Raw genomic sequence first — 18,529 nt, 5'->3', positions numbered from 1 at the left:
TAAATACAGTAATTTATGAATTGTTTGCTACACAGGGACAAAAAAATGCCCTACTCAACATTTCTATCGAGTAGGGCTGCTTCTTTTAGTGTTTTTTACTTATTATTACCCTTTCCCGGGTTTACTACAGTCACATCGAATGTCAGCGTATGCTTACCATATGTTACGGTAACTGTTGTTTCTCCAGGGCCTTTACCTTTTACCACGCCAGCATTAACGGACGCCACGTTATTTTTGTTAACTTTGTATGACGCAAGGTTCGTTACGTCTTTTTCTATTGTCTTACCATCTACAGTTGTAACTTCTGTAATTTTCACTTTTACTTCCTTACCAGGTCTAGTTTCTACCTGATCTTGGTCGATAGTTAGTGTTACTACAGGTTCAACAACGACAGGTGCTTTTACTGTAATATTTACAGTAACTTCATTTTTACCATATGAAACAGTAATTGTTGTCGTACCTTCAGCCACTGCAGTTACTACTCCATTTTTAACTGTAGCGATACTTTCGTCTGCTACGACATAAGTTGCTTCTGTTGTTACATCTTTATCAGTTGCATCACCTTCTACAGGTGTAGATGTTTCTGTTACAGTCAGTTGAGATGTTTCTCCAGCTGTTAAGTCTAGCGTAGTTGGGTTAACAGAAAGAGTTATTACTGGTTCTACTATTTCTTTTTCATAAATTAATGCTTCGCCCACATTTCCTGCAGCATCCTTAACGATTACTTTTACTGAATCTGTTTCAGCTGTTACTGGGAATGTAAAGCTACCGTCTTGGTTCAAGTTAAACGCTACTGGTGCAGTTGCTTCACCATTGACAGTAGTAATATAGGAAGCTTTTAATTTCTCATTTAAATTATAATCTAATCCATACAAATATAGTTCTTCATTATAATCGATATATTTGTCTGTTACTTGACCAGTTGCAACGCCTTCAGTTACTGTTCCAGCAACTTCTGGTTTTGTTGTTTTCACGATAACTGGTCCAACATAATCTTGCACAACTCCAGAAGCTGCAACACCAGTGAAGTCTATAGTGTATAAGCCATCAGGAATAGTAGTTGCTGGATCTGTGCCCCACGGTTTATATTGTCCTGCAATATTCAGGTTATAAGATCCTTTTGCTAGTGCGGAACCTGAATGTAAGTAACCAATATAGCCATCCCCGTATTCCCCACCTTCAGGATTCATAATATCCCAAAGTTCGATATAGTTTGTTGTTACGTCACCAGTTAATGTAAACGAAAGAACTGCGGAATCCTGAACTCCGTCACCATTAAAGGATAAATCTGTTGTTGAAATTTTGTAGTCTTTTAATTGTGTTGCCTCTGCTCCACCAAAGTCAGCCGCAAATGGCAAGGAAACTTCTGAATTACCACCGTTAATATGGATATATCCTAGTATTTCAGAACCATTTGGTGCAGTTGCTTTAGAAGCTGTCAATGTAACTTTTAACACTTGCTCTCCAGCAAGATTGAATGTCGGTTTGTCTATCGTCACTTTTGCGTCACCAAATGACTTGGTTACATCTACTGAGACGTTATAGTTTCCACCTTTACCAGCAATATCTTTCACTAAAATCTCTTTTGTGACGGAAATATTACCATCTTTCAATGATTGGGGACCGAAAGTAACTGTTCCTTTCACGTTATCCACAATAGCTCCATTGCTATCTAATACAGCCGTATCTAATGCATACGCAAGAATTTCTGGATGTGCCGCTGCATACGCATTTACACGACCTGCACCTTGAGCAAATACATCATACTTATTTGTATCCAATATTTTAGCAGTATTGGAAAGCGCTACTTTTACATCAAAAGCATTCCAATCAGGATTTGCTTGTTTTACAAGCGCAGCAATACCTGCGATATGCGGTGTTGCCATAGAAGTTCCTGTTTTACGATCATATGCTTCGTCGTAAACAGCTTCAGGGAAATCTTTTTTGTACATTGGAATAGTAGACATAATATTTGTTCCAGGTGCGCTTACATCAGGTTTAATATCAAAGTTTGGTGTAGATGGTCCACGTGAACTAGAATCGTTTACATCGTCACCAAGTGTTTTTGTGGATGCAAACTGACCAAAGCTAACTTTACCTGTTCCTTTTGCTAATTCCGCACGGATTGCCATTCCATCCGTATAAGACATATCAAATGTCGGAATGAAGGCAAATGAATCTCCAAGGAATGTACCTGATGCATTTGGCGCACCCGATCCTGTCGCTGAGTTATGAATAATTGTAGCAACTGCTCCTTGCGCTCTTGCATTTTCAATTTTATCGACAAATGCGATAGAACCACGAGCAATCAAAGCTACTTTCCCTTTGACATCAATTCCTTCAAAATCTTTTACTTCCCCTAGCCCAGGTACTTCAACTAGGTCAAACTCACCTTGTAGTTGTGTTGCTAAATTTTGCCCAAATGTTGTGCCCATTAATTGTAGTTGTTTCGTTAAGTTGTAATCTCCAACCGTAAGATTTACTTGTCCGTTATACATTGTTTCAGGATTCGTTGTGTTACCCACTGCAATCCCTAAACGTGCAGTAGCCGGAGTTCCCATTGTTCCACGATTTGGACCAGAGTTACCAGTTGCAATTACTCCAATAGTTCCAGCAATCATCGCGTTATTAATCGCAAATGAACCTGCATCCGTTTCAGAGTTAGCTCCACCACCAAGTGATAGATTAATAACATCCATCTCTTCTATTACAGCTGTTTCAATTGCTTTAACTATTCCTGAAGTTGCTCCGCTACCATACGCTCCAAGTACACGGTAAGCATACAAATCTACTTTAGGTGCAATCCCTTTAATACCGAATTCGTTTGCACCAATTGCTGCTATCGTTCCGGCTACATGTGTACCATGTGATGTATAAAATGAACTTCCTGTTGTATTAAATTCAGGTGTTCCCGCTGGGCGTTCCGAAGGTAATGTCTCGGAAGCATCATCATCTGCACGATTTTTCGCATAAGTAGATGAATTTGGAATGAAGTTCTTCCCGCCTTTATAAATACCAGCAAACTCAGGATGATCTGCATCAATACCTGTATCAAGTACCGCTACTTTAACCCCTTGTCCTTCAATTCCTTCATCCCATAGCTGTTCAATGCCTAGGAAGGAAACACTTGTATTCATTTGAGCTTCTAATGTTTCATCTTTTATAAGACCGGAAGATTTAGTTGTATTTTCTTCTGATGCATAAACAGTAGCATCTGGTTCGATTAACGTAATTCCTTCTACAGTTAATAATTTCGGAATGTCACTTGCTTTAACTGTTGCTGCAAATCCGTTCAATACTGTATCAAACGTATATCCTTGCTTTAATTGAACCTGTTTAACAGTTAGTTCTTTTTTCACTTTTGCTTGTTGAGCTTTTACATTTGCACGGACCTGATTTGCGCGCGCATTTGAGAATTTGTTGCCTTTCACTTGGCTAATTCCTTGTTCTAGTGCTACAGGCTTCTCGGATAAATGAATAATTACTGCAACATCTTGATTGCCTGACACATTTTGTAAACTTTCATGAAGGGTTGGGCCATCTTTAGATAAGCTCAATTGTTCCGCTATAGCAGCCTTCAGTTGAATAGTACTTTCACTTTGACTATTCTGCTTGAATGGTTTAACTTCTTCAGCACTAGCATTTGAGAATGGAACCAATAGAGATAAAACCATAATCACAGCTAGCATACTACTAAAGAACTTCGTAAACTTAAACTTCTTCAAATCTCATTTCCCCTTTAACTTGAGTTTTCACACTTCCAATTAAGTGTGACAATACCAATTTATCACAATTAAACTAGTGCGAATACCGAAATTTCTAATTATTCAAAAGATTGTAAAATAGTATTAGTTTACTAAATATAATGCATATCTTTTGAACCTAATTCAAAATTATATATTAGTATTTTATACTAATATAATTGGTTTAAATTAATAGATTTATTAATACTTAAATCCCGTTATTTTTTTCATTCAGATTTATTTGCTACACAGGGACATAAAAAAACACTTACAGACCTCTCCTGTAAGTGTTTTATTTTTTAAACTTCTATTTTTTACTAGTTCCACTAATAGTATAAACTCCAGTCCTTAACAAGGCTTGCTTTAATGAACTAAAAGTAGAAATATTCCCGAAATTGACTCCAAGTTGAATCGAAGTCTGCGCCACTTCAGGTCGAATACCAGATAAGACAGTCTTAATGCCAAGCAATTGAAGTACATCTATTAAACGGAATAATTCATTTGCTACCATTGTATCCATAAACGTGACAGATGAAATATCTATGAAAAGTTTGTCTATATTCATTTCCACACATGTATTAGGGACACTTTCCAATAATAACCTGCTCCTAAATGTATCGATATCCCCTACTATAGGTAAAACTCCGACACTCTCTAAAATTGGTATGACTGGTACACTAAGTTCATTTATCAACGCTTGTTGGGCATTCAATCTATTGTTAGATAGATAGTAATACCTTTCCGAAAAACTATGAATAAGTTGATCGAATGCGGTATTAAACAAGCGACTCCACTTCAACACAACGGTATTGAGCAAATCATCATGATGTGCAAATGCAAAGTTCTCTACAAATAGCCATATTGTTTCACGCGTTTTATTTAGCGCCTTTATGACGTCATGGATCGGTATATTATGTTCAATTCTACTTTGGGCTACTGTTTCAGCCCATATTAAAAGTTGCTCCTGAAAGCCGTTTTCTTCCTCCAAAAAAGCATAAGCTACGGTACTAATAGTTAATGCATGCTGCTCTTTTAAAACTTTGTCTATTTCGGGATTCAAATTATTAGAATAAAAAGGGCTGTCAAAATCACATTTTGCGGTAAACCATTTGGTTGTAATATTACTTGAATTTACAAGAATGTATTCATAAAGTTCGCGATCAATCGATGCCATTATATCTACCTACTTTCTACATTACCACCATCTACCATTTAGTATAAACGTTTAAAGTGTAATGGACTATACCTAAAGTAAGTATATTTAAAAACATTCAGAATTGTTTACTACACAGGGACGAAACCTCCTCGAGTAACCCAACAATCTCCTTCGTCTCCTCAATGGGTACCGGAGATATGCCAGTTTCAAAAAATTGTACGACTTGCTCGATTAACCCTGCGTAATACGGTTTCTCCTCTTCCCATAAACGTAAGGAATGAACATTTTCTTTGGTATGCATAGTTGCTCCAAATCGATTATGCCACTCGTTTTCTCCTCGAATGATGGCGTGTTTTCCGTTAGAAAATGTCATGTGAATTTGTTCGCAATCCTTATATGTCTCTACTTTCATTTTTTCAACTTCGGTACCAAATATAGTGACAACCATTTCAACTAAGTGAATCCCATACCAAAAGTATCCTGGCATTTGCTCTTGACGAGGGGTCGGTCCAAAAAAATAGCCACTCTGGATATCTGCACTTTTTGCTTGTACAACTGATTCTGAAAATCTCAAAGAGGAGGAACTCATAACAGGGGTATTATAAATTTTACTAAGATTGATTAATTCTTTCATTTCCCAACTGTTCATGACAATCGGTTTATCGATGAATACTGGTTTACTATAACTAACCACTTTTTTAAACCATTCTAAATGATTTCTACCATCTACCGTTCCGATAATTACTGCATCAACGACCGTCATAAACTCTTCTACATCTTCAACTGGAATAACTCCATATTTATTGGTGACGATTTCGTAGTATTGAGGGAAACGTTCCCGACTGATGCGTAAGTCTTCGGAGTAAGTTGGAATAACATGTGTTATTTGAGCACCTTTTACATGATGAGCGTCCTCCGAATCGTTTAACAATCGCGTGAAAATCTCACTATGAGATGTATCCAAACCTATTAAACCTATTTTCATAGACTATCCTCCGCATTTATTAGTAAAGTTAAAACCTTCCTTCTTTAAAACGAAAAGACACATGAATGTTAATGTGTCTTTCCTATTAACTACTCCGTGTCTTTTCTAAGAAAATTCTGTACAAAAACATCATCATTTAACTGTGGATACGTTTCATAAACACGGTCGATTTCTTTTGCTTGACCTGGACTTAAAACTTCATGGTCAGTTAAACACCAATTTCCTTGCAGTAGACCTTGTCTGCTCAGCACATCATTGATCCCAGCAATACTCCCTTTGAAACTATTTTTAGAATCAAAGAATGCTGAATTCGCATCTGTGACATTTTGTGCAATAGAAAACCAGTGCTTATCTATTTGACTATGAAGCCTAGCATCTTTTACTTTCTCAAAAAGCTTCACGGCTTCATGAGTCCAGACCGACCAATGACCTAGGAGACCACCAACTATGCTTTTGCTCTCCTTCCTACCATCTACTTCAAATTCGTACATTGTCAATAAATCCAAAATAATATTATCGTCATTTCCAGTGTAAAGTGCAATTTCATCTCTTCTAGGTGAAGCACACACAGCTCTAATTACATCCATTGTTAAATACCTATCAAAAGGCGCCATTTTAATAGCTACTACGTTTTGAATACTTGCAAATTCCTCCCAGAACTTATAACTGAAGATTCTTCCCCCAACAGCTGGTTGCAAGTAAAAACCAAACACTGGCAACTCATTTGCAACAACTTTCGTTCGATCAATAAGTTCCTTTTCAGAATAATCTTGTAACCCACCGTTACTTAAAAGTACCATATCGTAGCCTAACTCTTTAGCTATTTTCGTTTCTTTTAAAGCCTGCTCCGTATTACCACAAGCACCTGCTATTTTCAGGAATGGACGCTGTAACTGTGCTTTTTCAATTTCCTCCATCGCCAACCGTAAAACAATTTCGTACAAATTAAACTGTGGATCTCTAATTTCAAATTGAGTTGTATGAACACCTACTGCAATTCCACCTACACCAGCCTCCATATAATATCTAGTCAATCTTCTTTGGGCATATTCATCTAATTGTTTCTCCCTTGTCAAGGCTAAAGGATGAGCTGGGATAAAGGCTCCATCTTGTAAATGCTTTTGTAATTCTGGTGTTAAAGACATTTAGAATTGCCCCTTCCGTTCCTGAAAGTGCGTCGGTTTATTAATCGTTTCTCCATCGTTGGCTACCCACGTTGCTGTCCACTCAATCATCTCTCTTATGGAGACACGCGGATATCCAAATTCCTTATGTGCTTTACTGGCATTATTTAATAATGCATTTTCTTGTTCTACTCCTTCAAAAACCGGAGTTTTTCCTAGCAACGTTCCAAATTCATTTGCAAGCCATCGAACTGATAACGTTTCTGGTCCCGTTACATTTAGAATATTAGGAGGAGAGCTAGCTCTTAACAATGATCTAATTGCATATTCATTTGCATCACCTTGCCAAATAACATTAACATGACCCATCGATAAGTCTAAAGGAATTCCGTTATATACAGAACGAGCTATTTCTAGTAATACGCCATATCTCATATCAATTGCATAATTTAATCTAAAAACAGTTAGTGGCGTATTATCTTTATGAGAGAAGTAAGTAAACACTCTTTCTCTCCCAAGAGAGGATTGACCATACTCTCCAACTGGAGCAACCTCATGCAGTTCATCACAGCCACCTTGGGAAAGTGGTACCAGTGGATAAACATTTCCAGTAGAGAAAGCCACAATATTTGCTCCTTTAAAATGCTCTGCTACTCTACCAGGCAAATATGTATTCATTGCCCAAGTAAAGTGTTCATTTCCAGTTGTCCCGAATTTATTGCCTGCCATATAAATGATATTTTTCTCTTTCGGAAGAAGTTTCAATTCCTCATCGTTTAATAAATCTGTGGAAATTGTTTCAATTCCGGCTTTTTCTAAATCTTCTTTTAAGGTGCCATTGGAAAATCGAGATACACCAATCACTTTTTTGTCTATTCCAGCTTTTTCAATCGCTCTTTTAGCCATAATAGCTAATGTCGGTCCCATTTTGCCTCCAATACCTAATATTAAAATATTTCCGTCTATTTTACGCATATCCTCTACCAGTGCATCCGATGGCTCGGTCATTAAGTTTTCTAGTTCTTCGACTGTTTTCAACTGATACCCTCCAACTTCATTTTTTATCTCCTTCAGATGGAAAAATATTTTAAAAATAGCCTATTCGCATGAGCGAACAGGCTATATTCTTATTACTTCCATTCTCTTTCTGTATAACCTTTTGACTTAATTCCTTCGTTTGTCTCTTTAATGATTGCTTCGCCGCCTTTTGCTAAATATTCTTTAACAAGTGCGTCCCAGTCTGATAATGGTCTTTGGCCAGCAATCATTTTCGATTGTTCATTGATTAAGAATTGAAATAGATCTGTACCCTTTTCTTGGTTTGTTGGGGATTGCACTCCATGAGAAGGATCCACATATAAATCGGTCGTTTCAAACATTTCTTGTAATGATGCGGTCATCTCTTTCAATTCTGGTAATGTATAGCTATCTGCGTAGGTAATCTTCGCATCCTCAGGCACCTGTTCTCTGTTATCTAGGAAATAAGTTGACGGAGAAAGTCCTTCAGAAGAGAATGTTGGAACTTGAACAGGTAATCCATTTTCCATATTATAACCTGTTCCTTCTTTACCTAAATAGAAATCAAAGTCCGCATTTTGTGGATTTTTTTCCTCAGCTGGGAAATATGTTTTCCCAAAGTCTACTAACTCTAATGCACGGTATATTTTACCCTCATCTTTAGCAAGATTAGCATTTAAAGCAAGAATACCTGAGTTACCTGAACCCATTGTAAATCCTTTCGATTTGTCAGGTGCTTCAAATGGTGGAATTGCTACAAGCTTTGCATCCGGATTAATAGCTAATAATCCATCAAAGTATTCCTGTGACATTCCTGAAACACCAGCAACGAAAATTCCTGCTTTACCAGAGTAAAACTCATTATTAGTACTAGCCCAATCAAGTACTGCAAAGTCTTTTGTCATCGCGCCTTCTTTATACAAATTAGCAAAAAATTGAACTAAATCTTTTCTTCCATCCGAAATGATACCAGGGATAAAATCACCATCATCATTTTGGTGGTACCAAGAATTGAAGTCCCAGTAAGTTCCCATATTAAAACTTGGGTTAATATTTTCTCCAATAGCTACCCCATACGTATCGTCCTTACCATTCCCATCTGGATCTTCTTTTGTAAATGCGATGGCAATTTTCTCTAACTCTTCGTAATTTGTTGGAACTTCCATTCCTAATTTATCTAACCAGTCTTGACGAATAATTGGCGTTACAGGATATGGATTAGAATAACGTGGAATGCCGTAAATCTTTCCATCTACTTTAAAAGAATTATAAATATAGTCTGGAATGTTTCCTAACGTTGCATAATGTGATAAATAGTCATCTAAAGGTAGAAATGCTCCATCTTCTGCCCACTGATAAAAACGGGTATCGCCAGCTTGAAATCCAATTAAATCTGGCATAGCGCCTGATGCTACAATGGCAGAAGATTTTTCCACATAATCACCTTGAGGGATAATCTCTGGTTTATAATCTACGTTAAATCTCTCATTTATCATATCTAACCCAGGACTTTTTAAGGGAGGTGGATCACCAAAACGGAATGTCATCCCCGTAATTGTATATTTCTCTGAATGATCAAATGGATCAATTTGTGTAACTGGTGCTTTTTCTCCTGCTGTTTCATTTCCTTCATCCACAGTTGCTTTTTCATCTGTTTTTTCATCCGTACATGCAACTAACATAAAACTTAGGAAAAGAAGTAGAAAGCTAATTATTTTATGCTTTTTCTTCACATTAACCCCTCCAATTATCTTATTGTAAGGCTTCGTAAAACAGTAGTACAGACAAATTTCTAGTTACTAACCCTTTACAGATCCAAGCATCACTCCTTTTGCAAAATGTTTTTGTAAGAACGGATAAACAATAAGTATTGGTAAGGTTGCCAATAAAATTGCCGCCATTTGAACCGTTTCTGGAGGAGGTAAAGCCTCTAACATTGCTGCATGACCGCCCAGTGCAGCATTTGGTTCATTTACAATAACAATTTGGCGTAAAATAACTTGTATTGGCCACTTCGACGGATCATTCAAGTAGAGCACTCCCGAGAAGTAGCTATTCCAATGACCCACTGCATAAAACAGACCAAATGCTGCCAAAGCAGGCTTAGATAACGGTAAAATTACTTTAGTAAAAATTTGAATATCATTGGCCCCGTCTATAATGGCAGCCTCTGTTAGTTCCTCCGGAATTCCTTTAAAGAATTGAGTCATGATGATTAAGTTAAAAGGACTGATCGCCACTGGTATGATCAATGCCCATAACGAATTCAATAATCCAGTTTCTTTCACAATTATATAAGTTGGAATCATTCCCGCAGAAAATATGATTGTAAACAATACTAAGAACAAGATTAATCGTTGTCCAATAATATTTCTTGTTAAAGAATAGGCCATCGTTGATGTGAAAACTAGATTAACAAATGTTCCAACCACAGTAATATAAACGGTTACCCCTAAAGAACGGATAAATTGATCCGACCCTAAGATATACGAATAGGCGTCTGTCACCCATTCCTTTGGCCATAAAAGGAAATCACTATTGAGTACATCACTTACGCTTGAAAATGAAACAGAAAAAATGTAAAGGAAGGGAAAGAGCATCGTTACAGCGATTAATAACAAAACGATGTTATTAATGATTTCCATTACCCTTTCCCCACCAGAAGATTTGAACATAATCTACCCCCCTACCAAAATCTATAAGTCCTTCAATACAAGCCGTCTTCTCCAAACTTCTTCGCAAGTCTATTGGCAAGTACAACAAGTATTAAACCTATAATTCCTTTAAACAGCCCTACAGCTGTGGCAAAACTAAAGTTAGCCTGCTGGATCCCTTTAAAATACACATACGTATCTAATACATTTCCTGTTTCCATATTGAAAGGATTCAACATTAGAAAGATTTGCTCGAATCCACTATCCATGACATTTCCTAAACGAAGTATTAATAAGATGACAATTGTACTTTTAAGAGCTGGCAAAGTGATATGCCACATTTGTCTCAGTCTACTTGCTCCGTCTATCACAGCAGCCTCATAAAGATGTGGACTTATACCAGATAATGCAGCTAAGAAAAGAATAGTACCCCATCCTGATTCCTTCCAAATAACCTGTAAAATGACTATAGGTTTGAACAAAGTAGGATCTGTTAAAAACGGAATTGGATTGAGATCCAGAAAATTTACTAAAACTCCGTTGATCAACCCTTCACTCCTAAGAAATATAACGGTTATCCCAACTACGACTACCCAGGATAAGAAATGTGGTAAATACACAATTGATTGGAGAAACCTTTTATAAACTTGATTTCTAATTTCATTCAGCATTAAGGCAAGTACTATAGAGATAGGAAAAGCAAAAAAGATTTGTAGCATAGAAATTTGTAACGTATTCCATATAACTTGAATAACTTCTGCATCTTCAAAGATTAGTTTGAAATACTTTAACCCTACCCAAGGGCTCTCTGCGAATCCTCGAAACGGGCTATAATCCTTAAATGCTAAAAGTATCCCTGCCATTGGTATATAACGATAAATAAGAAAGTATAGAACTCCGGGGAAGATTAGTAGTAACAAATAGCGATCTCGCCATAATTTATTTTTCAACGAATTCTTTTTTCTTTTAATCGGGATATTATTTGATACTGCTAAAGGTGAATCTAGCGGGTCAATTTTTTTGACTTTTAGTTTCAATAACTAATCTCCCCTTTCAAATTCCTGCTTTCTTTTAACTCCATTCAGTACATGTAATATACATGTATTCTATAATAATTTGATTTGTACATATTAAACACTCACTATTTTATTTCTTGTTCTTCTATATACTTCTTATTATTTTTCTCTAATGTTACGAACATTCTATTAGAAATAATCACTAACACTAGACTTATAAGACTGCCTCCGAAAAATGGTATTAACCCTGGAACCTTAGTCATTAAATAATAGGGGAAATAAAATCCTAAGACCATTAATACAGAAAATAATGGATTAGAAAGGACAATGAGTAAACAATTTTTAAAGTATTGCTTTATAGTTAATTGAAATTGAGCGTAAACAGGGAATGCATACAGTAAAGAAACTATATAAATGGCACCAAGTATAAAAAAGAACAATGAAATAATTAATGCCCAAATAGTAGGAATGCCACGGAAGAACTGTAAATCTACATATATTACTACTCCGAGAACTGCCCAGGAATAGCCATATTTATTGGACTGAAGAAATTCCTTTTTATATTCGTTTTTAAAATGAGCGAATACCTTTATATCTTCCTCCTCTTGGGTCCACTTCCTAATTACAGAGAACATTGCCGCGGTTGAGGGAAAAAAACCTGCAATTCCTATACCAATGATTATCCCTACTAACCAAAGAATATTGAGATATGCAAGCTTTAATGCCCAATCCATATAATGATATAGTGAACCTCTCCAACCAGTTAGTTCCATGTAAATCACCTCTTTAAAAACATATTTCCTTTGAGAATGGATGAACTTCAAATAGGTTTAAACGTTATTTACCGCTTGTTTTGAATTTAGAAGTTCTTCAATTCGTTTACACGTATCCTCTGCCTTTTCCATATTGGCCCAGAAAAATTGCATCTCTCGTTCTACGAGTTCAGTCTCCTCAATGGTGAGATGAAGGTCTTTCATTGTCTTGGAGAATCCCATAGCTTCTTTAAAAGCATTATACTTTTCAGGATGAATGCCTGATTGCAGAAGATGGTTATCCTCGGCAACTTTGCGAAGCATTGGAATCGTACAACCATTTTGCTTGAGTAATGTTTGTGCTTCTGTACTTACCATAAATTGAACAAATGCTTGAGCAGATTCTTTTATTTTGCTATTTGCACTAATCCCTAAAGCTCCTCCTATGATTAATGTTCCTTGAGCATCATTTTGAGGAGGCGGAACAACGTCCCATTCAATTTTATGATCTCTAAATTCATTCATAAAATAGTAAGTAGTCAAAATCATTGCTGCTCCTTCTCGCATGAAAAGATTTTCCGCAAGTTCATTACTCCCATGAGAGAAAATTGGAGAAACTTGATGCTTATACATTAAATCAGCACAGTAATTCAATGCTTCTATATTTTCTTTACTGTTCATAACGGATTTAGATCTATCGGTTGCCATGAAACTACCCTTATTCTGCAAAAGAAAAACCGGCCAACGATTCGTAGAGGAGGAAAAACAAAAGCCATATTCGTTAATCATGCCTTCTCTATCCATTTCCTTCGTAGTACGGGTTGCTAACTCTAGTAAATCATCCCAGTTTTCCATTTTGAAATCCTTTGCAATTCCCGCCTCTTCAAACATTCGTCGATTATAGCAAATCATCACTGGAGAGAATACAAAAGGTGTTACAGGAATTTTCTTGTCGTAAGTGAACATTTCAAATACTTGTTTATAACTATCTTTTTCTGGTTCTATAAAATACGGTAAGTAGGGATCTATGATATCCAATGAATTGGAATCCATTAGTTCCCGAAAATGATAATCAGATAATATAAATACATCTGGTCCGCTCTCATGCTTCAAAGATTGTTTTAGATTATAAACATATTGACTATTAGGTAGTAATTGAAGATTTACTTTCGTGAACGGGTTGAGCATCTCAAATCGTTCAATAATTTTATGAACAACTTCTAACTCATAAGAATGTGAAAACCATCCTAAAGTAATTGTTTGTTTTTGCGTATCATTTGGAATAGTTACCCGGTTTCCTTTTCCTGGTATCTTCTCGATAAGGCCTTCATCTACTAGCTCTGCCAATACTTTTCTAATAGATACTCTACTTAAGTCATATACTTTGCTTAATGTATTTTCAGGGAGAATGAATTCTCCAGGCTTTAACTTTCCCGAAATAATTTCATTTTTTAATTCATGTATGAACTTGTTATAGCGATCTTCAAATGCACTTTTCCGTTTTAGCAATTGTCTCAACTCCCTACCATATTGATTAGTTTATATTTATTTATTTAGGATAGCATATTTGCTTTGAAAACTTGAACGACTACTTTAACTAAGCCATTGATCTAGAAAGCTATAGGCCAGTTGACGAATCTCAGATGGAAAGTTATGCCCAGAGTTTCCTATTAATGATATAAAGCGTTCTCCTGTTTCCATCCATTCATATAAGGTGTTAAGTTCCACTAACCCTTTGGCTGCAGATTCCCAATGAGGAAATATGTGATCATTTTGCCCCATCCACATGAATAACGGAGTCGGAGCAACTAGAGCAGCTATTTCAGTGAACTCAAATGGTACAATTCCTTCATTTATATAATCACTAATCTTTGGAATATGGCTGAACCACTCTCTTTTACCCCACCGATGCTGTTCTGGATCTTGTGCAAACAAAGAGAATCCACAGCTACAAACAACTGCTTTAACCCTTCTGTCAACTCCAGCTAGAAAGAAGCTATTATACCCACCTAACGAATGCCCAATAGCTCCAATGTTGGTGTTGTCTACTATACTAAGTTCTTCTAGTAAGCTAATACCTTGTTGATGGTCAATAATCATCTTAGCAACCGCGGACCACTCAGGGTGTTTCTTATCAAATGTCGCTGTTTGAAAAGGCTTGTCGTTTGGTAAAACGCGTTCTCCTGCAGTTATCGTATCTGGAGCTAAGACTACATATCCTCTTTTTACAAGCTCCAATCCATACTGTCTATTCTTTCTTCCCGCTGTTGTACATATATCATCTTTTCCATTATCGCTCGTCGGATGGAGAGCGATCACTGCTGGAAACTGCTCGCTATTCGTGCAGTTAAGTAAATGAAGTACATCACTTTTGGATGTTAAATTTTCTACTTGTTGTAGTTTCGGAACTAAAAGATTGGCAGGTACCCAGTCTTCAAAAACTGTAGCATAGCAAATGTTGATCAGGTAATAATCGGTAAAGATCTCCCATGAGTTAATCTTCATCTCTGGTTTAACTAAAGGAGGAAGACCACCAATACAAGTTAACCAATCCTGGTGTATCTTTGATCTTTTTTCATGCCAGTCGTCTATATTCCCTATATTCTGTAATAACGGTTGGGCACCGTCTTTTTCAATCGCTTTTATTGTATAGATGGTCTTCATCCCTCCTCTAATCTTCGCTAGTTTGAATACTACATAAATGACTTCCGCTACCATAGTAAATTTGATTGTCTTTGAGTACAAGACCACTACTTGCACTCATTGGTAGAGCATGAATAACTTGGGGTTCTACACACTTTTTCTCTTGGATCTCTATACGAAGCAATGCTTCACTTAGAAGACAAAAGAGCTTATTAGTCGTTACATCATAAGCAAAACTATTTCGTACAATTTGCCCCCAGTTAGATAAATCTGTTTGAAAAAGTATTTGTTCGGTAGATGGATCACATACAAAATAGATACTTTGATCTGTTAGACAATGAGCACGATTGAATTGGTCCACAAAAATTTGAGCAATTTCCCGAGCACCTTGAATTGGAACAAAACTATTTTTTACCTTTTGAGTCTTCCAGTCTAATACATATAAACGTGCTTCTCTTTCTCGTGACTCTGCTCCCCCTGGTGTCTCAATACTCGTTCCACCCAGAATATCTCCAGAGCTCAATTGTCCGAGGCTAATCGTACTTTGGTTCTCTACTAATTGTTCATGTGTCAGCAGAAGATTTACTTCCGTTTTCATATGATAGATACCTAATGATCCCCCGACCATTCCATATCCAGGAAATCCTCCCCAAACAATATGTTCTTGGTCCTTTAGAGTAATTGCGCAGCGAGGTCGATGGATACTCTCTTCTTGTAATACCAACTTCGGATTTTGACTCTTTTTGAACTTCTTCGTCGTATCAAATTCATATAGCTTTCCACCTGCGTATGCGACTCCAATAAGTAAATTCCCACTAGAAGCATAGGCTGGAATATTCCCGCCTCCTCCTTTTTCAATAACCTCTCCACCAAAATTAGTCATTGTGTTCGTGGAACTATTAAACTGGAAAAATTGTAGTGGATGCATGGAAGTACCATAAATATGATCATCTGGTCCGAGATATATGGTTGATAACTTTGCTCCATCGGAAGTATAGCTAAACTGAATTTTTTTAGTTTGTGTTGTTTCTCTATGAATAAGTTCAATTAAACCTTCTGAAAGGGTGTATTTCTCTACCCGATAGTTTCCTTCTTTATATCGATGAATTCGTTGAAATGCAGTACCTGCATATAAAGAAAGAGGTAGTTTTTCTATAGCGACAGTTTCGAAGTCACCATTAGAGAACTTCATCCTCTCAGGAGAACTGGTATCTCCTATATGTCCGTATACAGATCCATCTTCTCCTAGATAGACAAATCCAGTTCCTTTTTTCCTTTGCGGTCCTTCAATAAGGCCTTTTTTCAAACCTTTTTCTATATGATAGGCAACAATATTTTTATTTTCCGTTCCAATGCCTAAATATGCCCATCCTGTCTGATCAATCGCAACAGTTCCTGGATACTTTTCGGTCAGGTCCATACTGCCAAAATCTTTAATCTCTTTTGAATGAGGTGAAAACTTTAGTAAATGACAGTGGGGATACGAAGTGAAATAAATATTACCTGCTAAATCCTCCGCAAAACTAAAGCCTACAATTTCTTCCCCATTTTCAATCACACTATAATGAATAAATTGTTCCTTAAAAGGGTCCAATACCATAAACATATTTGCTGCACCAGTATAAAATAATCCATTGCTACTAAAGGAGGAATAAGGATATTCGTCATTGTTTTCCGGAAAGAATACTTGTTTTACATCGTCGGTTTCCAAATTGACAATAATAACAAACCCTTTCGCAGCAATCACAAATCTATAGTCACCTTCTGAATTCATACATATAGCAGCTGTTCTTTCTTCCTCTGCTGAAACGGGGATCCCGTAATCTGCAAATAAATTATCACGCACGGTGACCCTCCTTCCAGAAATATTTACTTACTTCTTTATAAAATACGCATCTTTATGTAACACTATATTCAATAACTCCATTTAGTTAAAAGGAACTTTATTAATTGGAGCGTAAGGCGGCGACTCCAGTGGGAACAGCAAATGTTTTCTGCACCGATAGCGAAGCGACAGGTGCACGAGCTGAAAGCCCCGCAGGAACGTAGTGACGAGGAGATTGAAGCCGTGTCCACGGAAAGCGTCCGCCTGTTTCTGCATCGCTGCGCTAGCTTCGAAACATGAAAGTGCGTTGGAGCGGAAATCAACGTTGATCTAATAAGTAATTACTTTGTTATGAATTGTGCCTATAGTAATAGGAAGCAACTTTTCTGATGGCTATAATCATATCTTCTATATCTTGATCTGTATAGAATTCACTTATATTTAATCGAATGGCCGTTTCTAAAATATTCTCGGCGTTTGGACAGCTTCCTATGGAATAATCATAGGAACCTAGATTAAATGGATAATGGCTATTTAAATACGCCTGCTCCTTTTGAAATATAGGCTGTGCATATAACACCTTCGGAATATATCCAGGTTGGTTTGGAATTCCTTCTGCTGCTAAAGCTTCCGAAAATTCATCTCGTGTACATGTAAGCTGTTCCAAATTTAAAGTTAGCATATAAAACCAATAACTACACCAACCTTCACCGGTAATTTTCATTGGATTAATACCTTTAACGGTAGCGATTCCTTGCTGTAAGCGTTCCCCTAACCCATTGCGTCTTGTACAAATCCAATTAAGCTTTTTTAACTGTGCAATTCCAACCGCACCTTGTAACTCTGTCATACGGTAATTCGGCGCTAAGTATTCTAAATCCTTCATCACATTATCTTCTTGTCTTCGATAATTTTTATCTGCAAATGCATGCGTCGTAAAATAATCTGATTCATCCCCTGAGTTTACTGTCACCATTCCTCCGTCACCAGTAGAAATATGCTTGAAATCATTTGTACTAAAACATCCGTAATGCCCAATTGTACCAGTAAGTTGCCCTTTATAAGTAGTTAAATAACTCTGTGCACAATCCTCTATTACTCTAAGATTATACTTTTTGGCGAGTTCCATGATAGGGTCCATATCGCATGGGTTGCCGGCTAAATGCACAACTATTATTGCCTTCGTCTTTGCTGTTATTTTTTCTTCGATAGATTCAGCAGTCATAGTATAGCTATGGGGGTCCAAATCAGCAAAAATAGGTATAGCATTTTGATAGAGAATTCCAACCACCGTTCCTTGGTCAGTAATAGGGCTTGTAATTACTTCATCTCCGACCGATATACCTGCTGCTCCAAGTGCAACATGAAGTGCTGCTGTTCCAGAGGATGTCGCGACACTGTATTTTACATTATATAGATCGTTAAAATCCTGTAAAAACTGTTTTACTTTATTGCCAAAGTGATAAAATAATGTATTTTGCTCGAGTGCCTCTAGTAATTCCTTTGCTTCCTCTGATCCAAAACGTTTGCCTGTTCCAAAAGGTGTCACTTTTACCTTCGGGCCACAATGTAATGCTAGTATATTATCTCCCATTATTAGCCCCCCATATTATA

Annotated in this window: 13 protein-coding genes; all 13 read right to left on the bottom strand. The window is 36.8% G+C overall.

Annotation, left to right across the window (positions count from 1 at the left end):
- Window positions 1-95: 95 nt before the first annotated feature.
- Window positions 96-3,725: a S8 family serine peptidase gene (locus MKX39_RS03985; protein WP_340768428.1), complete on the bottom strand. Its 3,630-nt coding sequence runs from the start codon at window positions 3,723-3,725 to the stop codon at window positions 96-98.
- Between the two features lie 325 nt (window positions 3,726-4,050).
- A complete protein-coding gene (locus tag MKX39_RS03980) occupies window positions 4,051-4,917 on the bottom strand; it encodes an STAS domain-containing protein (RefSeq protein WP_340768427.1) in 867 nt (288 codons plus the stop codon).
- 97 nt (window positions 4,918-5,014) lie between these two features.
- Window positions 5,015-5,884, bottom strand: coding sequence for a Gfo/Idh/MocA family oxidoreductase (locus MKX39_RS03975; RefSeq protein ID WP_340768425.1), 870 nt, complete (start codon window positions 5,882-5,884; stop codon window positions 5,015-5,017).
- An 89-nt stretch (window positions 5,885-5,973) separates the two neighbouring features.
- Window positions 5,974-7,029 carry a dihydrodipicolinate synthase family protein gene (locus MKX39_RS03970; RefSeq protein WP_340768424.1) on the bottom strand — a complete coding sequence of 352 codons (1,056 nt, stop codon included), beginning with the start codon at window positions 7,027-7,029 and terminating at the stop codon, window positions 5,974-5,976.
- Window positions 7,030-8,046, bottom strand: a complete 1,017-nt coding sequence (locus tag MKX39_RS03965; protein ID WP_340768423.1) for an NAD-dependent epimerase/dehydratase family protein — start codon at window positions 8,044-8,046, stop codon at window positions 7,030-7,032.
- Between the two features lie 92 nt (window positions 8,047-8,138).
- A complete protein-coding gene (locus MKX39_RS03960; RefSeq protein ID WP_340768422.1) occupies window positions 8,139-9,758 on the bottom strand; it encodes an extracellular solute-binding protein in 1,620 nt (539 codons plus the stop codon).
- A gap of 66 nt (window positions 9,759-9,824) precedes the next feature.
- Window positions 9,825-10,700, bottom strand: a complete 876-nt coding sequence (locus tag MKX39_RS03955) for a carbohydrate ABC transporter permease (RefSeq protein ID WP_340768421.1) — start codon at window positions 10,698-10,700, stop codon at window positions 9,825-9,827.
- 32 nt (window positions 10,701-10,732) lie between these two features.
- Window positions 10,733-11,656: an ABC transporter permease gene (locus tag MKX39_RS03950; protein WP_445678043.1), complete on the bottom strand. Its 924-nt coding sequence runs from the start codon at window positions 11,654-11,656 to the stop codon at window positions 10,733-10,735.
- A 164-nt stretch (window positions 11,657-11,820) separates the two neighbouring features.
- Window positions 11,821-12,468, bottom strand: coding sequence for a YesL family protein (locus MKX39_RS03945; RefSeq protein WP_340768420.1), 648 nt, complete (start codon window positions 12,466-12,468; stop codon window positions 11,821-11,823).
- 57 nt (window positions 12,469-12,525) lie between these two features.
- Window positions 12,526-13,956 (bottom strand): extracellular solute-binding protein, encoded by a 1,431-nt coding sequence (locus MKX39_RS03940; RefSeq protein ID WP_340768419.1) that lies wholly within the window; start codon window positions 13,954-13,956, stop codon window positions 12,526-12,528.
- An 84-nt stretch (window positions 13,957-14,040) separates the two neighbouring features.
- Window positions 14,041-15,111 carry an alpha/beta hydrolase family protein gene (locus MKX39_RS03935; protein ID WP_340768418.1) on the bottom strand — a complete coding sequence of 357 codons (1,071 nt, stop codon included), beginning with the start codon at window positions 15,109-15,111 and terminating at the stop codon, window positions 14,041-14,043.
- 7 nt (window positions 15,112-15,118) lie between these two features.
- Complete coding sequence (locus MKX39_RS03930) at window positions 15,119-16,936, bottom strand: hypothetical protein (RefSeq protein WP_340768417.1); 1,818 nt, start codon at window positions 16,934-16,936, stop codon at window positions 15,119-15,121.
- A gap of 328 nt (window positions 16,937-17,264) precedes the next feature.
- Complete coding sequence (locus tag MKX39_RS03925; RefSeq protein ID WP_340768415.1) at window positions 17,265-18,509, bottom strand: DegT/DnrJ/EryC1/StrS family aminotransferase; 1,245 nt, start codon at window positions 18,507-18,509, stop codon at window positions 17,265-17,267.
- Window positions 18,510-18,529: the final 20 nt, after the last annotated feature.

The organism is Psychrobacillus sp. FSL K6-1464, assembly GCF_038003145.1.
Taxonomy (GTDB): domain Bacteria; phylum Bacillota; class Bacilli; order Bacillales_A; family Planococcaceae; genus Psychrobacillus; species Psychrobacillus psychrotolerans.
The sequence above is the reverse complement of the archived record's forward strand: the minus strand, read 5'-3'. Positions and strand labels throughout refer to the sequence as shown.